At 37.1% G+C, this 18603-nt stretch carries 19 protein-coding genes; 13 read left to right on the top strand and 6 right to left on the bottom strand.

Going from position 1 to position 18603, the window contains the following annotated elements:
- Window positions 1–48 precede the first annotated feature (48 nt).
- Complete coding sequence (locus H514_RS23915; RefSeq protein WP_027446114.1) at window positions 49–1656, bottom strand: S-layer homology domain-containing protein; 1608 nt, start codon at window positions 1654–1656, stop codon at window positions 49–51.
- Between the two features lie 136 nt (window positions 1657–1792).
- Here H514_RS23915 and H514_RS0105785 point away from each other — a divergent pair, with 136 nt between their 5' ends.
- Window positions 1793–2257, top strand: coding sequence for an NUDIX hydrolase (locus H514_RS0105785; RefSeq protein ID WP_027446113.1), 465 nt, complete (start codon window positions 1793–1795; stop codon window positions 2255–2257).
- 123 nt (window positions 2258–2380) lie between these two features.
- Here H514_RS0105785 and H514_RS0105780 read toward each other — a convergent pair whose 3' ends face one another.
- Window positions 2381–2770: a VOC family protein gene (locus H514_RS0105780; RefSeq protein WP_027446112.1), complete on the bottom strand. Its 390-nt coding sequence runs from the start codon at window positions 2768–2770 to the stop codon at window positions 2381–2383.
- Between the two features lie 170 nt (window positions 2771–2940).
- Between H514_RS0105780 and H514_RS0105775 the strand changes: the two genes are divergently transcribed.
- Window positions 2941–3393 carry a hypothetical protein gene (locus H514_RS0105775; protein WP_027446111.1) on the top strand — a complete coding sequence of 151 codons (453 nt, stop codon included), beginning with the start codon at window positions 2941–2943 and terminating at the stop codon, window positions 3391–3393.
- Window positions 3394–3426: 33 nt separating this feature from the next.
- Here the strand turns inward: H514_RS0105775 and H514_RS0105770 are convergent, their stop codons facing one another.
- Window positions 3427–3978: a hypothetical protein gene (locus H514_RS0105770; protein WP_027446110.1), complete on the bottom strand. Its 552-nt coding sequence runs from the start codon at window positions 3976–3978 to the stop codon at window positions 3427–3429.
- A 69-nt stretch (window positions 3979–4047) separates the two neighbouring features.
- Window positions 4048–4560, bottom strand: coding sequence for a gamma carbonic anhydrase family protein (locus H514_RS0105765; RefSeq protein ID WP_027446109.1), 513 nt, complete (start codon window positions 4558–4560; stop codon window positions 4048–4050).
- A gap of 68 nt (window positions 4561–4628) precedes the next feature.
- Between H514_RS0105765 and H514_RS0105760 the strand changes: the two genes are divergently transcribed.
- From H514_RS0105760 to H514_RS0105700, 11 genes are all read left to right on the top strand, one after another.
- Window positions 4629–5588, top strand: a complete 960-nt coding sequence (locus H514_RS0105760) for an NAD(P)H-dependent flavin oxidoreductase (protein ID WP_027446108.1) — start codon at window positions 4629–4631, stop codon at window positions 5586–5588.
- 403 nt (window positions 5589–5991) lie between these two features.
- Entirely contained in the window at window positions 5992–6396 is a 405-nt protein-coding gene (locus tag H514_RS0105755) for a thioesterase family protein (protein ID WP_027446107.1), read from the top strand.
- Between the two features lie 28 nt (window positions 6397–6424).
- Window positions 6425–7531, top strand: a complete 1107-nt coding sequence (locus H514_RS0105750) for a Leu/Phe/Val dehydrogenase (protein ID WP_027446106.1) — start codon at window positions 6425–6427, stop codon at window positions 7529–7531.
- 15 nt (window positions 7532–7546) lie between these two features.
- Window positions 7547–8617: a pyruvate dehydrogenase (acetyl-transferring) E1 component subunit alpha gene (pdhA, locus tag H514_RS0105745; protein ID WP_027446105.1), complete on the top strand. Its 1071-nt coding sequence runs from the start codon at window positions 7547–7549 to the stop codon at window positions 8615–8617.
- Window positions 8617–9612, top strand: coding sequence for an alpha-ketoacid dehydrogenase subunit beta (locus tag H514_RS0105740; RefSeq protein ID WP_027446104.1), 996 nt, complete (start codon window positions 8617–8619; stop codon window positions 9610–9612). Before pdhA ends, H514_RS0105740 begins: the two co-directional genes overlap by 1 nt.
- Window positions 9613–9632: 20 nt before the next feature.
- Window positions 9633–10871, top strand: coding sequence for a dihydrolipoamide acetyltransferase family protein (locus H514_RS0105735; protein ID WP_027446103.1), 1239 nt, complete (start codon window positions 9633–9635; stop codon window positions 10869–10871).
- Window positions 10871–12277, top strand: a complete 1407-nt coding sequence (gene lpdA, locus H514_RS0105730; protein WP_027446102.1) for a dihydrolipoyl dehydrogenase — start codon at window positions 10871–10873, stop codon at window positions 12275–12277. The genes H514_RS0105735 and lpdA overlap by 1 nt, the downstream gene beginning before the upstream one ends.
- A gap of 197 nt (window positions 12278–12474) precedes the next feature.
- A complete protein-coding gene (locus H514_RS22570; protein ID WP_051255045.1) occupies window positions 12475–12744 on the top strand; it encodes a 2Fe-2S iron-sulfur cluster-binding protein in 270 nt (89 codons plus the stop codon).
- 523 nt (window positions 12745–13267) lie between these two features.
- Entirely contained in the window at window positions 13268–13699 is a 432-nt protein-coding gene (locus H514_RS0105710; RefSeq protein WP_027446101.1) for a BrxA/BrxB family bacilliredoxin, read from the top strand.
- Between the two features lie 69 nt (window positions 13700–13768).
- Window positions 13769–14719, top strand: a complete 951-nt coding sequence (locus H514_RS0105705; protein ID WP_027446100.1) for an aromatic acid exporter family protein — start codon at window positions 13769–13771, stop codon at window positions 14717–14719.
- A 59-nt stretch (window positions 14720–14778) separates the two neighbouring features.
- Window positions 14779–15315: a L,D-transpeptidase gene (locus H514_RS0105700; protein WP_027446099.1), complete on the top strand. Its 537-nt coding sequence runs from the start codon at window positions 14779–14781 to the stop codon at window positions 15313–15315.
- Between the two features lie 13 nt (window positions 15316–15328).
- On the opposite strand, the gene H514_RS0105695 is transcribed toward H514_RS0105700, so the two are convergent.
- Window positions 15329–16723 (bottom strand): hypothetical protein, encoded by a 1395-nt coding sequence (locus H514_RS0105695; RefSeq protein ID WP_027446098.1) that lies wholly within the window; start codon window positions 16721–16723, stop codon window positions 15329–15331.
- Window positions 16724–16915: 192 nt separating this feature from the next.
- Window positions 16916–18277, bottom strand: coding sequence for a hypothetical protein (locus tag H514_RS0105690; protein WP_027446097.1), 1362 nt, complete (start codon window positions 18275–18277; stop codon window positions 16916–16918).
- Window positions 18278–18603: the final 326 nt, after the last annotated feature.

Genomic DNA, 18603 nt, shown 5'->3' with positions numbered 1-18603 from the left:
ATTTTCCATAAAGATGAAAAGCATGCAGTTAACTGCATGCTTTTCTTTTTACTGTATAAATTCGTCATTTAGATGTCTAGCCATAAAGGCTGCAAATTCTTGTCGTGTGATTTTTTTTGTTGGACGGTAGGTTTGGTCAGGATATCCTTCTGTAATGTTATTTGCAAACAATGAATTAATATATGGTGCAGCCCAGTATTCTTTAGTGATATCAAGGAAATAATCCACATTGCCAAGTCGTAAATCATCATAAGAAGAAACTAATATTTTTGCCATTTCAGCTCTGGTTAAATGGCCAGATGGATCAAATTTTTTGGATGTTTTTCCATCTATAATTCCTAATTCATGGGCTTTTGCGACTTGTTTATATCCAGGGGATGTAACAGACATATCAGAAAAACCAGGATCTTTGATATTTTTTATATCAACATTCAGGTCTCTCATGATCATACGAATAGCATCTACCCGTTTAATCGGTTCATAAGGGCCGAACTTCGTCAGAGTGAATCCGTTAATGATTTCTTCATTGTATAAAAAGTCAATTTCAGCATGAAATCTGTGCACATCTTTAAAATTAGCAGAGGGTTGCCCTACATACTTATCATCTATTGAAACATAGTTGGTTAAAGGTTCTCGTTTTAAAATGATTTTCTTAGGTTCTACTTCTCTTATTACTTGAAAGATATTATGGTTTTCATCTATCCGATATAAATATAGATTAGGAATGCTTTGTCTTAATTGCACTTTAGGCTTTTCCGAGTCACTATCGTATATAGAATGAAGTGATAAAAGTTTTCCTGCATGTATGTCAATAAAGCCGTACTTTAGAGTCTGATCATTTACAGATGACACAATACTTTTAATATCATTAGCTTTCACTTTATAAAGTCCATAATAAACGTATTTATCATGGACAAATATTTCAGCAGATCTTGATTGAGAATCGGCAGGGAATTTTTGTTTTAACGTTTGGTTAGTTTCAGTATTTAAAGCATATAATGTGTAATCCCTTTTGGAATCTAAGAAAGAACTATCTCCTATATATAGAATAGGTTTATTAGGATGAACAGCAATAGAAGGTCTCATATGAGAGTATCCTTTAATCGGAGAAACTGACTCACTCTTAATATTGTAATCATATACTCTTGGTACAGGATTCAAGTCACTCCAAGATTGATAGTCTGTAAAATAAATGTGTTCCTCTGTAACTTCGATCTGTTGTAGGTAGATCCCCTCAGCCGGGTCAGAGACAAGTTTTTCAGTTTTGTTAATCTCTGGATCGTACTTGAATATTTCCTGTGTAGTGGCTACATATAATTTACCATCCTTCATGACCATATCTGTTATGGATATATTACGGTCACCTATAAGCATTTTGGATTTGGTTTCTAAAGTTTTACTGTCCATTATTAAAATCATATTTTCTTTTAAGGGATGTTCTCGAACATACTTATCACCTTTTTTAATAACTTTAGACTGTGCGCCGGATGTTACTGCCATGTAAATTTGATTATTATTTTCATCTACTACAAAGGTATCAACTTCCATATGACTAGGTAACGAAACAGATTTACTATTCTCATTAGCTTCTACGATATGTAATGGAATAATAATGAAAATTAATGAAAGCATAATTGCGATAATATTTTTCAACATTATATCCTCCTCCCAAAAATCAATTGTAAAGAAAGGGATTGGAAGGAGAAATGATAAATTAATAGAAGTATAAGAAGAATCTACATTTCATGGTAAATAAAAGAAGTGTTAATCAGAAAAAGGAGGTACATTTAATATGAATAATCATCCCAAACACATTATTGCAGTTTCGGCCTATGTTACAAATGAAGAAGGAGACGTGTTACTTGTCAAGACACATAATCGCTCTGATACATGGGAGTCTCCAGGTGGTCAAGTAGAAGAAGGGGAAGCTCTCGATACAGCAGTTTATCGAGAAGTTTTTGAAGAAACCGGAATTAAAATTACGGTCTTAGGAATAACAGGAATTTACTATAATGCAACCAAGCATTTAATGTCTGTTGTTTTTAAAGCAAATGTTGAGGGTGGTCTGTTAAAGGTTCAGCCTGAAGAAATTAAAGAAGCTGCATTCGTTCCGTTAAGTGAAGAGAATATAAATGAATATATTACACGTCCTCACATGAAATCCCGCACATTAGATGCGATGAATGCAGACCATTACATATCCTATGAAACATGGGAAGTAAATCCTTATCAGATGACGGGGAGGTTAGACGCTTAAAAGCAATCTGGTTTTATGATCAACAAGCACGATATCTACTAACACACACAGAACACCAATATCGATATCTAGATACGATATTGATGTTCTTTTGTACCAGGATCATTATAGTCGACATCAATATTACTTCTTCAAAACCATTTCAATCCGTTCATTCATTTCATCCTTGTCTAGTGTTTCAAAGAATCCAATCCGATTCCCCCAAGGATCTGAAAATGTTCCCCATTTCGCGGGTACTTCTTTTCTAGAATGAATTTCAAAATCTTCAGCTCCAGACTCATTCACCATACGACCCCTTTCAGCTTCTATGTCCGTTACACCAAGGCGAAGCGGTCCATTCCCTGGGGTAGGTGTGCCTTCAGCGACTTGTAACCAACAGCCAGGGATGATTTCCCACTCTGCAAAACCCTCATGTGGTATAAAATCCGGTTGTCTTTGAAAAAGGCCTTCATACCATGCTTGTCCTTCTGTTATATTCGTTACTCTAAATTGGATGGTCATTTCATATATCATGCTTAGTCCTCCTATCTATATCATTAATCATTTCTACCAAAAGGAAGAGTTTTCCTTCTTGTTTATCATATTATGATCTGTTAGTACGACAATCGAGGTATAGATATTGTATGAATGGTCATTATGAATTGTAAGCCAAAGAAGTTATGGAAGATGTAGGAGTTGCCCAAATGAAGAGTGCGATGAGAATTATCATAATAAGTCTTTACATCATGATCTTATTCGGATGCTCAATGAATAAAAATGTGGAATCTAAATATTTTCAAGGAGATTATGCGGACGCCTATGTGAACGTAAATGCAGAGGCATCTTTGAAGAGAGAAGAAAACGAGTATGAAGTTCATGTGAATATTGAAAATAGATCAGATCACGATGTTCAATTGGTTTATGAGTGTGGGGAACTGATTCGATATGAAGGCAGGCCAGAACAAATAGAATGTACCAATATATATTCTGAAGGACTTGAGTCTGAGAAAGTTAAGGAACTGACCTCTCTAATCCCTGCTGAAAGGTTAACAATTTCAAATGACATGATCTTAATCAAAATCATTTATGAATTAGGTGTTGGGGAGGATAGAACGGTAGTTGGTATCCCCCTTAACATTGATAAAAATACAAAGTAACAGGAGTACTTCAACGAGTGCTCCTTTTCTTCGTTATTTTTCGATCCAATCTTCTCTAGTTATGGGTTCAGGGTATGCTTCTAGCCAACTCCACCAAGCTGAAGCACTTCCATTAAACTGATAATACACCTTAGAGACTTCTGGATAATTGAATACTACGGAATGTAATTCTTTAGATATTTTCCTTTTTTCAGCTGAAGAAGGGGATGGAATTGTATCCCTAAAATCTTTGAAATCTATAATGGCCGTTCCATCTTCTTTTATAGACACTCCGTTCAGCATTCCTGCTGTTTTCTCGGAGAAAATCGTATCTTCCTTTGTTCCTCTTAAAACTTGAAGTAAATCATTTTTTAGAACCTTGAATGGTTTTCCGGATTTCTCAAAATCAAATCCTACCTCTTTTGAGAGATAAATTTCCTTTTCTTCGGTAGATTTATTTTTATTACTTTTAGGTGAATGTAAAGAAACCTCTGTTTCTTGAGTTGGCTCTTCTGTAGTCTGGAGAACACTATGTTCTAAAAGATTAAAAGTAAGAATCAAAATAATCAAGACAGCACAAACCGCAATTCCAACAATTTTATTCATAAAAACACCACCTATAAAATACGGATAGATATCGCAACATTATGCTTTATCTATCCGCTTTATACCTGTTTATTTTAGCTGTTCATTAAACTCTTTACCTTTTTGAACGTATGTATCGATGGATAGCTGAATAAGCTCAAAGTCTTGTTCGTTTAATTCACGCACTACTTTGCCTGGTGAACCAAGAATAAGAGAACGAGGGGGAAATTTCTTACCTGGGGAAATGAGCGTATTAGCCCCTATGATGCATTCTTCCCCGATTTCTGCACCATCTAAAATGGTAGACCCCATACCAATAATGGAGCGGTTCCCTACATTACATCCATGCAAAATAACATTATGACCGACTGTTACTTCATCCCCCACATATAAAGGAGATCCCTCATATAAATGACAAGTAGCATTATCTTGGATACTAGTTCTCTTACCAATTTTAATCGGTGCCTCGTCACCTCGTAATACTGCATTAAACCAAATAGTAGATTCCTCTCCGATCTCAACATCCCCTATGATGTGAGCACCAGGAGCTACAAAAACTGACGAATCTACTTTAGGCATGATTTGATTATAAGGGTAGAGCATAGAAATCCTCCTCGAATTGTGTTAATTTTGTTAATAGTATAACACTTATCATACGAGGTGAGAACAAAATGAATGATTTATGTCAGGCTTTACATATCAAGTTCCCAATTATGCAAGGTGGGATGGGGAATATTAGTAATGCACCATTAACAGCAGCTGTTTCAAACGCAGGTGGTCTTGGCACGATAGGTGTTGGAACCATGACTCCTGGTGAAGTAGAAGGGATTATACAAGATACGAAAGATCGCACAGATAAACCTTTTGCTGTAAACATCCCTCTTAGTGTTACACCTTATCGTGAGGAAATTATTCCATTAGTAGCCAAACATAATGTGCCAGTTGTATCTCTCTCAGCCGGGAACCCAGCTCCTTTTATTCCTTATTTTCATGAACATGGAATCAAGGTTATAACGGTTGTTGCCTCAAAAAGACAGGCTTATAAAGCAGAGCAGGCTGGAGCTGATGTTATTGTTGCTGAAGGGTACGAAGCTGCAGGCATTAATTCAAACTTTGAAACTACGACACTCACGCTGATTCCGCAAATTGTTGAAACGGTAAATATACCTGTTGTGGCAGCAGGTGGAATAGGAGATGGAAAAGGGGTTGCTGCAATGCTTTCTCTTGGAGCAAGTGGTGTTCAAATGGGAACTCGATTCATCGCAACTCAAGAAGCTCCTTTTCACGATGCCTATAAACAAGAATTATTAAATGCAGATGATACGAAAACCGTAATTGTTGGAAGAAGCGTTGGGAGAGTGCGGAGGGTTATGAAAACCCCATATGCTGAAAAACTATTAACATATGAGAGTGAAGGAGTTTCTGAAGAAGAATTTCAAAACCTGACTTCTGAAGACTATCACAGAATTGGAGCTTTAGAAGGCAGATTAGAAGATGGCTTTATAAATGGTGGACAAATTTCCGGACTTCTGAAGGATATCCCAACTGTTCAGGAATTACTAGATGAAATGATGGATGATGTAAAAAAACAAATTGAAAAGGTTCACTCAAATCTTATGAAGTTTTCATAGGTTATGGGCAAAGGGCGGAGCTTAATTTAAAGCTCGGCTCTTTTTTATTACAAAAATAATAAAATACGTTAAAAATTTGTTATATACAGTTAGTTGAACTCTTTATCATTACCCCTTCAACCTATACCACTTAACCACTTTAAAAGATTGATGTACTGCAATATTTATTCTTATTCATACCTTTACTCTTGTTTCAATTTTTTGAAAATTAATTGACAGAATATTAAAGCTGATGATAACATAACGATATAATTACGTTGGTCTGTTCATGTATCATATAACCTCAGATCAACGCTTTTAAAAGGTTAATTTTGAAAACGCTTGCATATAAGTTGGATAAAATATAAGAATGAGTGGTTACATGTGAGCATACCTATTAAAAGGTAATAGAAGGGGGATTTAAATGAAGCCAGGAATGGAAGTGGGGCAAACAGCTACGATTACAGCCCAGGTTACTGAAGATATGTTTGCGCAGTTCGAAGGCAATGTGGTTCATGAGGCTTACTCAACGGTTTCAATGGTTTATCACATGGAGTGGGCTGCTAGACAAATCATTCTCCCGTACATAGAAGATCATGAGGAAGGGATTGGAGCTGCCGTTTCTGTTAAACATGTTGCACCAACTGCAATTGGAACCAATGTTTATGTCACTGCAACCCTAACCGAATTGAAGAATAATGTAATCATAACAGAGGTTGAAGCCAAGAACGATAAAGGTGTGATCGGTGCAGGAAAAGTCACACAGGCTATATTACCGAAAGAAGAGATTCATCAAAAACTAGCAGAGAGCGCTAACGAATCTTGCTAGTTTTCTAGTTTAATATAGGGGTGTCTATATGGATATTTTTGAGAAATTTTATGAGCATGAACAGGTCGTTTTTTGTAATGATCCTGATACAGGTTTGAAAGCCATTATTGCTATACATAATACAACACTTGGACCTGCGCTCGGTGGCTGTCGTATGCAACCGTATAACAGTGTAGATGATGCTTTACAAGATGTACTAAGACTATCAAAAGGTATGACCTATAAATGTGCTGCTTCTGATGTTGATTTCGGCGGAGGGAAATCCGTGATCATCGGTGACCCTGAAAAAGATCGCTCTCCAGAACTTTTTAGAGCTTTTGGTCAATTTGTTGAGTCATTAAATGGACGCTTTTATACGGGGACAGACATGGGAACTACACCGGAGGATTTTGTTCATGCGTTAAAAGAAACCAACTGTATTGTAGGAGTACCAGAAGAGTATGGCGGTCATGGTGATTCATCTGTTCCTACAGCTCTTGGTGTGATGTATGGTATCCAAGCTACGAATGAAGCCGTTTGGGGAAGTAGCTCTGTTAAAGGCAAAACTTATGCTATTCAAGGCCTGGGAAAAGTGGGCGGTAAAGTAGCGATGCGCTTGTTGGAAGAAGGGGCGGACCTTTATGTATGTGACATTAATCAACATGCTATCGATGAGGTCGTCACAAAAGGTAAAGAAATGAATCGTTCCGTACAGGTTGTTGACGGTGATGAGATTTATAAGACAGATGCTGACGTATTTGTTCCATGCGCATTTGGTGGTGTGATTAATGATGAAACACTAGCATCACTTAAAGTGAAAGCTGTAGTAGGATCCGCGAATAATCAGCTTCTTGATGATAAGCATGGAAGGCAGCTTTATGAGAAAGGGATCCTTTATGCACCGGACTATATTGTAAATAGCGGTGGTTTAATTCAAGTTTCTGATGAATTGTATGAACCAAATCGGGAACGTGTGTTAACCAAAACCAAGGCGATTTATAATTCACTATTATCCATCTACGAACAATCTGAAAACCTAGATATCCCGACTGTTGATGCCGCAAATAAGTTTTGTGAAACACGAATGGAAGCACGTAGTCGCAGAAATAACTTTTTCTCACATCAAAAACGACCAAAATGGACGATTCGTTCATAGGAAGGGGAGACATTCATGGAAAATCAATTTCCAATGAAGCAATGGATTGATGAAGAAGGAAATGTTGTATCAGAAGAATTTCAGAAGAACGTGACAGAGGATTTAGTTAAACAGATTTATCGTCAATTAGTTCGTATTCGTTCATTTGACCGTAAGTGTATCAGTTTACAGCGTCAAGGGCGTATTGGAACATATGCGCCATTTGAGGGGCAAGAAGGAGCTCAAGTTGGAAGTGCCTATGCATTAAAAGATAATGATTGGATGTATCCAACCTACCGTGACCATGGAGCAACGATGACATTTGGTCACTCCCTGAAAAATATTTTAGCTTATTGGAATGGACGTAATGAAGCTTGTGTGCCGCCTGAAGGCAGACATATTTTCCCGCCAGCTGTTCCGATCGCGACTCAGTTACCTCATGCAGCAGGGACAGCTTTTGCTGAGAAACGTAAAGGAACAGAAAATGCAGTGATCTGTTATTTCGGTGATGGCGCAACATCTGAAGGAGACTTTCATGAAGGTATGAACATGGCAAGTGTCCTTCAAGCTCCAGTTGTTTACTTCAACCAAAATAATAGTTTTGCAATCTCAGTTCCGATATCCAAACAAATGCGCTCGAAAACCATTGCACAAAAGGCTTTATCCTATGATATGCCTTCTGTTCGTGTAGATGGAAATGATGTATTTGCTGTTTACTTTGAAACGCAAAAAGCATTGGACCGTGCTCGCAAGGGCGAAGGGCCAAGTTTAATTGAAGCTGTAACATGGCGCTACGGTGCGCATACAACAGCTGATGATCCTACAAAGTATCGTGATCAGAAAGAAAGCGATACAAGACGTGAAAAAGGAGACCCTATTCTTCGTGTGGAGCTTTATATGAAAAAACATGGTCTCTATGATGAAGCCTGGATTGAGAAAATGAAGGAAGAAGTGTCTAGCGAAATCGATCAAGCTATTGAAGAGATGGAAGCTATGCCAAAAGCGAATCCAGAAGACCTTTTCGATTATGTATTTGAAAAGCCAACCTGGACGATTGAAGAACAGAAAAAAGCCTATTTTGCTTCATTAGAAAGAGGTGGAATGTAATGTCAACAGCTGTTAAGACGAATACATTAACCCTTGTTCAAGCTGTAACAGATGGTATGCGTACGATGTTACGTGAGCATGATGATGTGCTGGTATTAGGTGAAGATGTGGGAGTTAATGGAGGCGTATTCCGTGCAACAGATGGGTTGCAAAGTGAATTTGGAGAAACCCGCGTTATGGATACTCCATTAAGTGAAGCGGGTTTTACAGGAGCGGCAATTGGTATGGCTGTAAATGGCTTGAGACCTGTTGTTGAAATTCAATTCCTGGGATTTGTTTATCCCGCATACGAGCAAATCATGACCCACGCTTCTAGAATTCGTGCTCGTACGATGGGTCACTACTCTGTGCCGATGGTTATTCGCGCTCCTTATGGGGCAGGTGTACGTGCACCTGAAATCCATTCAGACTCGATTGAAGCGCTTTTCACTCATATGCCAGGAATTAAAGTGGTTTGTCCTTCCTCACCATATGATGCGAAAGGTCTTTTAGTGGCTAGTATTGAAGATCCTGACCCGGTTATTTTCTTGGAGCCAATGAAAAGTTACCGTTCCTCTCGTGAAGAAGTTCCAGAGGATAAGTACACCGTTAAAATTGGGAAAGGCAAACGTGTAATGGAAGGTGACGATGTAAGTATTTTTGCTTGGGGTGCAATGGTACCAGTTGCAGAAAAGGCTGCAAAAGAAATGACTGAGCAGGGTGTAACGTGTGATGTTATTGACTTACGTACACTTTACCCACTTGATAAGGATTTGATTGCTGAATCTGTACAGAAAACAGGGCGGACCGTTATTTTGCATGAAGCACATCGCACTGGTGGCGTAGGTAGTGAGATCCAATCGATTATTAATGATACCTCTTTCCTTTATCAAAAAGCTCCTGTTGAATATGTGACAGGGTTTGATACACCAGTCCCATTCTTTGCTTATGAGGATCACTATTTACCAACATCAAATCGTGTTGTTCAAGCGATTCAAAAGGTTATTAACTTTTAATCGAAAGGGTGGTGAATGAAATGGTAGAAGTAAAACTTCATGACATTGGTGAAGGCATGACAGAAGCTGAAATTTTGCACTATTTCGTGAAAGCAGGCGATTCTGTTAAAGCAGATGACCCACTTGTAGAAGTGCAGACAGATAAAATGACTGCAGAAATTCCTGCCCCAGCTAATGGGACCATTGAGGAACTTAAAATCGAAGAAGGTACAACAATATCCGTTGGTACTACTGTATTGGTTATGAATGCAGAGGGTGCTATTCAAAAGCAGGAAGAATCGAAGTCTGCTGAAGAGGCTGCCCCACAAGCTGAAAAAATACCAACGTCGAGCTCCGCAGCTACAGCAGTAATGGAGAAAACGCAAGGTCGAGTCCTAGCATCTCCTTATACGCGTAAAATTGCTCGTGATCATGGTGTGGACATTGAAAACGTTGAAGGAACAGGCCCGGCAGGAAGAATAATGGATGAAGATGTGTATCGTTTCATAGATGGAGGATCTACTCAGGAAGTAGAGCCAGCTGAAGAGAAACAAGAGGCTCCATCTCGAACTTATACGGATCAACAACCAGAGTCTATTCCGTTTAAAGGGCGTCGTAAACAAATTGCGAAGAAAATGAGTCATTCCTTACATACGATTGCTCATTGCACGCATTTTGAGGAGATCGATGTGACTGATGTTCAAGAATGGCGGAAAGAATGGAAGAGTCTTGATCAAGGCGTTTCCATGACCGCTATTTTCATCAAGGCTATTTCCTTAACATTAAAAGACTTCCCGATGTTCAATGCCAAGCTTGATGAAGAAAATGAAATGATTCATTTAGAAAAGGATCACCATATTGGCATTGCTACAGATACACCTGATGGGCTGATTGTTCCTGTTATCCATCATGTGAATCAGAAGTCTATTAAAGAAATTCATGAAGAAATGAAGTCCCTAACAGCTAAAGCTCAAAATAACGAGTTAACGAGCAAAGATATGACTGGTGGTACGTTTACCATTAGTAACGTGGGGCCAATGCAAGGGAGTATTGGAGCAACGCCAATCATTAACCACCCAGAAGTCGGTCTAATGGCTTTCCATAAAACAAAGAGAAGACCTGAAGTACGTGGTGACGATGAGATCGTTATTCGTTCTATGATGAACGTGTCCATGTCCTTTGACCACCGTGTTGTAGATGGTGCTTCTGCCGTGACCTTCACGAACCGTTTTGCCCAACTAATTGAGCATCCGAATCTAATTACACTGGAGTTGGTCTAATGGTTGTCGGAGAAATAGCTGAAGAAAAAGACGTTGTCATAATTGGTGGTGGACCAGGTGGGTACAATGCCGCTATCAATGCCGCGCAGCACGGATTTCGGGTTACACTTATTGAAAAAGAACAAATTGGTGGAATTTGTTTAAATGAAGGGTGTATTCCTTCTAAGGTCTATACAACAAGCGCTAAAAAACTATCTGAAGTACCTGGGCTAAGTTCTTTTGGTATTGATGTTGGGGAACCGAATTTCTCTTTGGGAAATTTACAGTCCTATCGTGATCAAGTAGTCACCACCTTACGTAAAGGTGTCGAAGCGCTCTGTAAAAAGAATAAAATTGAAATGGTTGAAGGTCATGCATCCTTTTTATCAGAGGATCGCATAGGTGTAGATAATGGTCATCAGTTCGATGTGTTTCATTTTAACCATGCCATTGTCGCTACGGGAAGTCGTCCAAGGTATGGGCAGGGACTTGATGTAGATCATAAGCGCATTTTAGATTCAAGGTCTATATTCCACTTAGAAGAAGTGCCTGAGCATTTAATTGTGTATGGAAGTGACTATATTGCACTTGAAGTTGCCATGAGCTACCATCAATTCGGATCAAAAGTATCTCTCGTACTAGATGGAGGAAAAAATGACTTTGATTTTGATTCTTCCATTAATAAAGAGCTAGGCCGCCTGCTCAAGAAGCAAAAAATTAAGCTCTATAAATCATGTGAGCTGAAATCAGTAGAGAATCAAGGGGAAGAGACGCATGTATCACTCTTAAAAAATGAGGAAGCTGTACTTCTTGAAGGCTCTCATGCTTTCATATCCCTTGGACACCAACCGAATACTGAGGAGCTTGGAATAGATCGACTAAAAATGGATCTAAGTGAAGAAGGACATATAAAAGTAGATAAACAAATGAGAACATCTATATCAAATATTTATGCTATTGGGGATGTGACAGAGGGAGCTGCACTAGCTGTAAAAGCGATTAAACAATCGGAAGTAGTTTCCGATACGATTGCAGGAAAACCTTCTGAATTTGACGGAACATTTTTACCAACTGTCGTGCATTCCATACCACCTATTGCTTCTGTCGGTTTAACAGAAGAAGAAGCAAAGGATCAATATGGTGATATACGTGTTGCCCAATTTGGTTATGGTGGGAATGGTTATGCTACAGTTCATGGAAAACGTGAAGGGTTTATTAAATACATTGTGGATGATGCAACGGATCTAGTCTTAGGATTCCATGGATTAGGCGAAGGTGCTGTTGAACTCGTTTCAACCGGTACAGTCGCTCTAGAAATGGTGGCACGAGATGAAGACTTGAAGTTTCCACACTATCCTCACCCGAGCTTTAATGAGTCTATCTCATTAGCAGAGTTTACAACAAAGCGGGAAAAGGTTAAATCATAATGAAGAAGCTATGAGATTCTATAAGAGTCTCATAGTTTTTTTGTCTGAAAATAATCAGAGCAAGCAAGTTATCTTTATAAAAAGAGAATCCGAATAAACCATTCATTTATCTGAACTTGTCCCATTCCTTAATTAGGCATACAATATAAATAGGACTCTTTAGACTTAATATTTATTGCAGAAAGGATGGAGTTATAATGGATCAAAATTTCACCATAAAAGTTAAGCAGGAAGGGGAAGTTTATGATATTGAGCCTGTGAAAGGGAAATCCTTGCTAGCTACAGCATTTGAACAGGAAGTCCCTTTAGATTATAAGTGTCAAAAAGGGAACTGTACTCGCTGTAAGGTTGAACTAGTAAATGGACAGGATATCGTAAATAAACCAACTCCAAAAGAACATGAACAAATTGAGGATCAATTAAGCGATGGCTATCGTCTTGCTTGTCAGACTGTCCCATTAAAATAATAGGATACATAGAAAAGCTCTCCATATTTGGAGGGCTTTTTGTTTTTTATACACTTTCTTTTGTATGAAAATGGTACTATTTTCTATAAACAAGTTTAACCATATTACTATGCGGAAATAGAAAGACTAATACATCAGTTAGATGTAAATATTATAAATTCTTTACATTTTAGGAGGTATTTATTTATGGCTCAAAATCAAGGTAAAAGCGGAGAAAACCGTAAAGAATCAACTAATAAAGAGTATGGGCGTCAAGGTAAATACGCTAAAGGTAACAAACAAAATCGTAAAGAAGAGGACAAATAATGATATCCCCCTTTTATAGGGGATATTTTATTGGGAAAGTATTTGCAGAAAATTGTTCAATAGTACAAATTGAGTTACACATTATGGAATAAACTCTTTTTAATAATATATATAATATCAATGGATTACAGGAATAAGAGTGTTCTCGTTGAATCCCCTATAAAAACTTGGTAATATGGGCATATACCATAACGTTATTTAAAGGAGCTTCGTATATATGGATTTCAATATTTTTATGCAAGACGTAGTTGGTCAAGCACGCCAAGAAATTGAAGATGCGGGTTATACACAGTTAACGACACCAGAAGAAGTAGATCAAGCGTTACAACAAAAGGGAACAACACTTGTTATGATTAACTCTGTGTGTGGTTGTGCAGGTGGAATCGCGCGTCCTGCTGCAGCACATGCGATTCATTATGATAAGCGCCCAGATCAGTTGGTTTCTGTTTTCGCTGGTCAGGATCGTGAAGCTACAGACCGTGCACGTGAATATTTTGTAGGATACCCACCATCTTCACCATCTTTTGCATTCCTAAAAGACGGTGAGATTATAACGATGGTTGAACGTCATGACATTGAAGGGTTCGACCCAATCAAAGTTGTAAATAGTCTCCAACAAATCTTTGACGAACATTGTGAAGAAATTTAACTAAGGAAGATGGTCATTTGGCCATCTTCTTCGTATGCCTACAGCTTTTTTCTTAAAGGAGTTACGAACGTGAAAATCGGATATCGAACAATCAAAACAGCTACAGGTACACCAATTGCCATATGGATTGCACAAATGCTATCGCTAACGAATTTTGCATCTGCCGGTATTTTAACGATTTTATGTATTCAGAATACAAGGAAGCGGTCCATTGTAAGTGCCTCATCACGTTTTGCTGCTTGTCTTTTGGCCATGCTTTTTTCCTTTATCATATTTGAAACGGTAGGATACCATCCTCTTGCGATTGGTTTAATGTTAATCCTTTTCATTCCTGCAACTGTGAAACTCAACATTAAAGAAGGAATCGTTACCAGTTCGGTTATTATTCTGCATTTATATTCCTATAAAAACATTGATCAGGAAACGCTATTAAATGAATTTTTGTTAATTGTGGTTGGAATTGGTGTTGCACTCTTATTAAACCTTTATATGCCAAGCTTAGAAGGGAAATTGCGTGAGAAACAACGATTGGTTGAAGATAACTTTCAAGTGATGCTAAAAGAAATTGCGAACTTTTTGCGTACGGGAGATCAGATGTGGTCAGGTAAGGAATTAACGGATACGGCTTCATTATTAGAAGAAGCAAAATCCTTATCTTATAAAGATGTAGAAAATCATATTTTACGTAATCACCATGCGTATTATCATTATTTTCAAATGCGCTTGAAACAATTCGAATTACTTGAGCGAATGTTACCACTCATAAGTCGAATTCACCATACTTCAGAGCAATCCATTATGATAGCTGACTTTTTTGATGAGTTAGCTGACCATGTACATCCAGGTAATACGGCGGTTATATTTTTAGATCAAATTAAAGAGATGAAGCAGAAGTTTAAAGAAAGCGATCTGCCTGAATCACGTGAAGAATTTGAATCAAGAGCAAGTCTTTTCACATTGCTTAATGAAATTGAACAATACCTCATTATTAAGCGATCTTTCAAAAAGAGCGATATATAATATTCCATCCAAAGTAGGGCAAGCTATTTCAAAATGATTTCCAAAAGGAGGTCGGTTATTTGAAAAGCTTGCTCGCTTTAATTATGTTAACTACATCACCAATATGGCCAATCGGTGAAAACCCATCACCTGGCTATCCATTTTTAATTGTAAATAAATTAACGAACCAGTTGGCTTATGTGGATGATAACGAAGTAAAAGATGTGTATCATGTGGCTACGGGGAAGAAGGGTGATCTCACTCCAGAAGGATTGCATACGATTACGATCAAAGCTGTGAATCCTTACTATCGAAAGCTTGATATACCAGGGGGAGATGAGAAAAATCCTTTAGGTTCACGGTGGATTGGGTTTGATGCTGAAAATACGAACGGAAGAATTTACGGAGTTCACGGGACAAATCGTCCAGAATCCATTGGTCGATACATCTCCAATGGATGTATTCGCATGAAAAATGAAAAGGTTGAAAAGCTCTTTGATCGGATCCCAATTGGCACCAAAGTTTTAATTGTATCAAGCAATGAATCATTTGAGTCATTGGCTAGAGAATATCATGCGATTGACCCTATAATAGAAGCGCCCCCATTTTTTCGGTAATGGGGGCGTTTTGTTACTTATTCAATGAAAATTTGATGTTTTCTTCCAGGACTAGTTCATAAGGTAAACTATTAATTGTTATATCAATCTGGTCTGATGTCGTTACGATATCTTTCTTTAGGCTAACTCCATACTTACTTTCATATAAACCTGGTCCAGCGAAACCTCCACCTTCAAGCGCATTATCTCCATTTTTATTATAAGCACTCACAGTAAAACCAGGGTACTCTCGGTCTTCAATTAATTCCAGACCCGGAATTCTACTTTTCAGGTGAATAAACGGTTTTTTAAAAGTTCTTGGGGTTTCATACTGAATGTAGAAATCATATTCTTGTATTGGATCATATCTATAGGATTCTAAGTAGATATTCGTATTCATGATATAATCGAGCTTCTCGTGTAAATCTTCTTCAATTTCTTTACTGTCCGGTTTGATTTTTGAAGTATCGATGGAGAAGGATAATTGTTTGTTGGACTGCATCTGAACATTCTTGATTCTCAACTCAACTTCGTTAGGGATCTCAGAAAATGTTGGGATCTCATCTATGAATTGTACTTTTTCCTGATGATATGTTCGGTTTCCATCTTTGTTACCACGTAAGGGAACGCCATTATTATAGTACACTCGTACTCCAACATCCTTAATTTTTTTAGGGTCGTCAGTTTCTATTTCATAATACAGTTTACTTGAATAGAATCCAATATCCAGTTTGTTAAAATTTAGTGTTGCATTCATAGGTGTAAGATCGATCGTTTGGTTGATCTCAAACGATTTGTAAACTTCATTTTCTTGATCATATTGAACTGGTAAAGTAGATTTATTTAATTCACTTTTTACACCATCTACATTTAAAGTAATTGTTACAGGTAGCTTCGTTTTGATGTTATAGATTTCTTCCCATTCCTTTAAGTATAAAGGACTTATGTAAATCTGGTGATAGTAACGTCCATTATATTGCAATCCCTCAGAAGGTCTTATACTTTTACTATAGGTATTAAGTTTTCGATATGTATTAATTGCATCTTTTGTCCGAAGAGAAACTTCTAAAATGTGAGGATCAATCCCCTGATCATGATCTTCTTTCTCTCCAATTGAACCAATATCACGACTATAAAATAAATAAGCGCCCTTTGGGGTGTACCACAATTTATCTAAATGCAAAGACCCACCAGGGTAATCGAGCTTAATCGATTGATCGATTTCTGTAACAAGACCTTGTTTCTCTGCTCGTTTCAATCCTGGAGTTTTGTCATAATAAAATTCATTAATTCTTTCCATACTGTCTACAGACATAATTCCATCAAGTTCATGCATTTTTCGCCCTTCAGAATCCCCGGTATAGAAGTAGAAAAATATAAAGAAACTGAATACCATAATACCTAATCCAACAAGTTTCCATCGCTTCATGGACTCTTCCTCCTGCTTTTTAAACTGTCAGAATTGTTTAAATGATGCTCTCATGATAACATATAACCACTTTTCTATATGGAATTTTTTCAATAAATAGTATTAAATTGTAAAAATAGACTTTCTAGATAGTGATGGTTGGATAGAAGTGAATTATAGTAAGAAAAAAGACGCTTAGGTGATAAGCGTCTTTTACTTTATATTGATGTTGAAGTCTTTATCGAAGTTTATTTGATAGGCTAGCTTTTCTATTTGGACTCGAAGTGGTGTATTAAGTTTTTGTTCTTCGATATACCATGATATCTGATAAGAATTTTCTCTACCGTATCCACCAGAAACAGCTAAAGAGAGTGGCTTTTTTTTATTTAAATAGGCTTTAGCCACAGGAGTGGGGTGATTTGGATCAAATGCTCTGCTTGTACCGATTCCCGTGCTAAGTGTAATTGAAGGTGTTTCTGCATCCTCATATTTATGATGGAGGAAGATCCCTAATCTTTCTTTGGTGTCTTCAAGAAATATCCGATCTAAAATGATGGATGTATTTTTAATGGTAGTTAATTTTCTATCAAGATCAATTTCTTCTTTATTGTGTTCTGAGTAGTATGATGGAAAATCTATTTCAAAGTTTAAAGAATCAGAACCAATCAATCTTGCATGCTGTAGTGTTAAAGACAAGTTTTCAGGGGTTTCATTAAATGGATCCCATTCTACATAAAAATCATTCTCTTTTTGTGTTTCTTTATTCTTATGTGTATAGGCAATTGTTTTTTGTTTAACATTGCTACTATTGAGCCTTAAGAGAACGTTATGGAAGAAATGATCCTTGGGCTGATCTACTGTAAAATGTAATCGATTTTGACTAGTTCCGATCTCTAGAGATGTAAAATTTATCGTAACTCCGTTATATGAAAACTTTTGGTCAAATGGAACGGATTGTACTTTTTCAGAACTAGGGTTATATGAAAATGGTAGAGAAACGTCAAAGGATTTAGATTCTCCCTTAACATTTGCATGTAGCTTTGCATGTACTATGTCTTCTATGTTCGTTATATGATCGTAGTTTTCATTCCTCACTTGAAAACTAACTACAGAATAAAATCTACCTTTGTATTGAACGCCGGTATCACGTTGAAAACCACCTGATATATTATGGATATTTTGTTCTTTCTCATGGTCGATTTTCACGTTGATTTGAGGTACTTCAATCATTCTATCCCCGTACTCATTTTTACCTATCGATTTAATATCCCGATTATAAAATAAATGTACCTCTTTATTTGTGTACCAGATTTTCTCCAAATCTATTGATTCTTTAAAGCCTCCAAGGTCAATCTTCTTATCAAGCTTTTTTACTACCCCTAATTTCTCAGCTCGCTTTAATCCAGGTGTTATGGACTCATAATATGCTTGAACTTTTTCTTTACTATCTACACTCTTAAATTCTTCATTTTCCAAAGACGGATAGGTCTTAGAAGATGAAGGTGTAAAGAAATAAATCGCTACGGCTAATAAGAAGAATGAAAAAAGCGATATGTATATTTTTTTATGTTTCATAGATTTTCCCCGCTTCCAGTTTTATGTATTTAGAGGGTAACATAATCAATCTCATACCTCTATTTCTCGTGTAAAATAATCCCTTTTAATTTTAAAATCTACCATAATTGCCTCAGTGAAGCAGTTTTTTATAAAAAAATTTTTAGAAAAATCTTAAGTTCAATCGATCATCTATAATCCCAGTTGTGCCAAGGAAAGAAAGATTTGTTTGTTCAGTTCAATCAACTGCATCAATTACATAAGAACAAAAAGAATGTACAATTTATTCTGTACAAAACGTTAGTTATCTATTATGATAATAAACGTACATAAAAGAGAGGACGATT

The organism is Pontibacillus marinus BH030004 = DSM 16465, from assembly GCF_000425225.1.
GTDB classification, from domain to species: Bacteria; Bacillota; Bacilli; order Bacillales; family BH030062; genus Pontibacillus; species Pontibacillus marinus.
This window is presented reverse-complemented; position numbering and strand designations above follow the sequence as displayed.

Excerpts from the sequence above, each read along its gene's own strand:
- H514_RS23915 (WP_027446114.1), bottom strand. The coding sequence starts at position 1,656 with ATGTTGAAAAATATTATCGCAATTATGCTTTCATTAATTTTCATTATT.
- H514_RS0105785 (WP_027446113.1), top strand. The coding sequence starts at position 1,793 with ATGAATAATCATCCCAAACACATTATTGCAGTTTCGGCCTATGTTACA.
- H514_RS0105780 (WP_027446112.1), bottom strand. The coding sequence starts at position 2,770 with ATGATATATGAAATGACCATCCAATTTAGAGTAACGAATATAACAGAA.
- H514_RS0105775 (WP_027446111.1), top strand. The coding sequence starts at position 2,941 with ATGAAGAGTGCGATGAGAATTATCATAATAAGTCTTTACATCATGATC.
- H514_RS0105770 (WP_027446110.1), bottom strand. The coding sequence starts at position 3,978 with ATGAATAAAATTGTTGGAATTGCGGTTTGTGCTGTCTTGATTATTTTG.
- H514_RS0105765 (WP_027446109.1), bottom strand. The coding sequence starts at position 4,560 with ATGCTCTACCCTTATAATCAAATCATGCCTAAAGTAGATTCGTCAGTT.
- H514_RS0105760 (WP_027446108.1), top strand. The coding sequence starts at position 4,629 with ATGAATGATTTATGTCAGGCTTTACATATCAAGTTCCCAATTATGCAA.
- H514_RS0105755 (WP_027446107.1), top strand. The coding sequence starts at position 5,992 with ATGAAGCCAGGAATGGAAGTGGGGCAAACAGCTACGATTACAGCCCAG.
- H514_RS0105750 (WP_027446106.1), top strand. The coding sequence starts at position 6,425 with ATGGATATTTTTGAGAAATTTTATGAGCATGAACAGGTCGTTTTTTGT.
- pdhA (WP_027446105.1), top strand. The coding sequence starts at position 7,547 with ATGGAAAATCAATTTCCAATGAAGCAATGGATTGATGAAGAAGGAAAT.
- H514_RS0105740 (WP_027446104.1), top strand. The coding sequence starts at position 8,617 with ATGTCAACAGCTGTTAAGACGAATACATTAACCCTTGTTCAAGCTGTA.
- H514_RS0105735 (WP_027446103.1), top strand. The coding sequence starts at position 9,633 with ATGGTAGAAGTAAAACTTCATGACATTGGTGAAGGCATGACAGAAGCT.
- lpdA (WP_027446102.1), top strand. The coding sequence starts at position 10,871 with ATGGTTGTCGGAGAAATAGCTGAAGAAAAAGACGTTGTCATAATTGGT.
- H514_RS22570 (WP_051255045.1), top strand. The coding sequence starts at position 12,475 with ATGGATCAAAATTTCACCATAAAAGTTAAGCAGGAAGGGGAAGTTTAT.
- H514_RS0105710 (WP_027446101.1), top strand. The coding sequence starts at position 13,268 with ATGGATTTCAATATTTTTATGCAAGACGTAGTTGGTCAAGCACGCCAA.
- H514_RS0105695 (WP_027446098.1), bottom strand. The coding sequence starts at position 16,723 with ATGAAGCGATGGAAACTTGTTGGATTAGGTATTATGGTATTCAGTTTC.
- H514_RS0105690 (WP_027446097.1), bottom strand. The coding sequence starts at position 18,277 with ATGAAACATAAAAAAATATACATATCGCTTTTTTCATTCTTCTTATTA.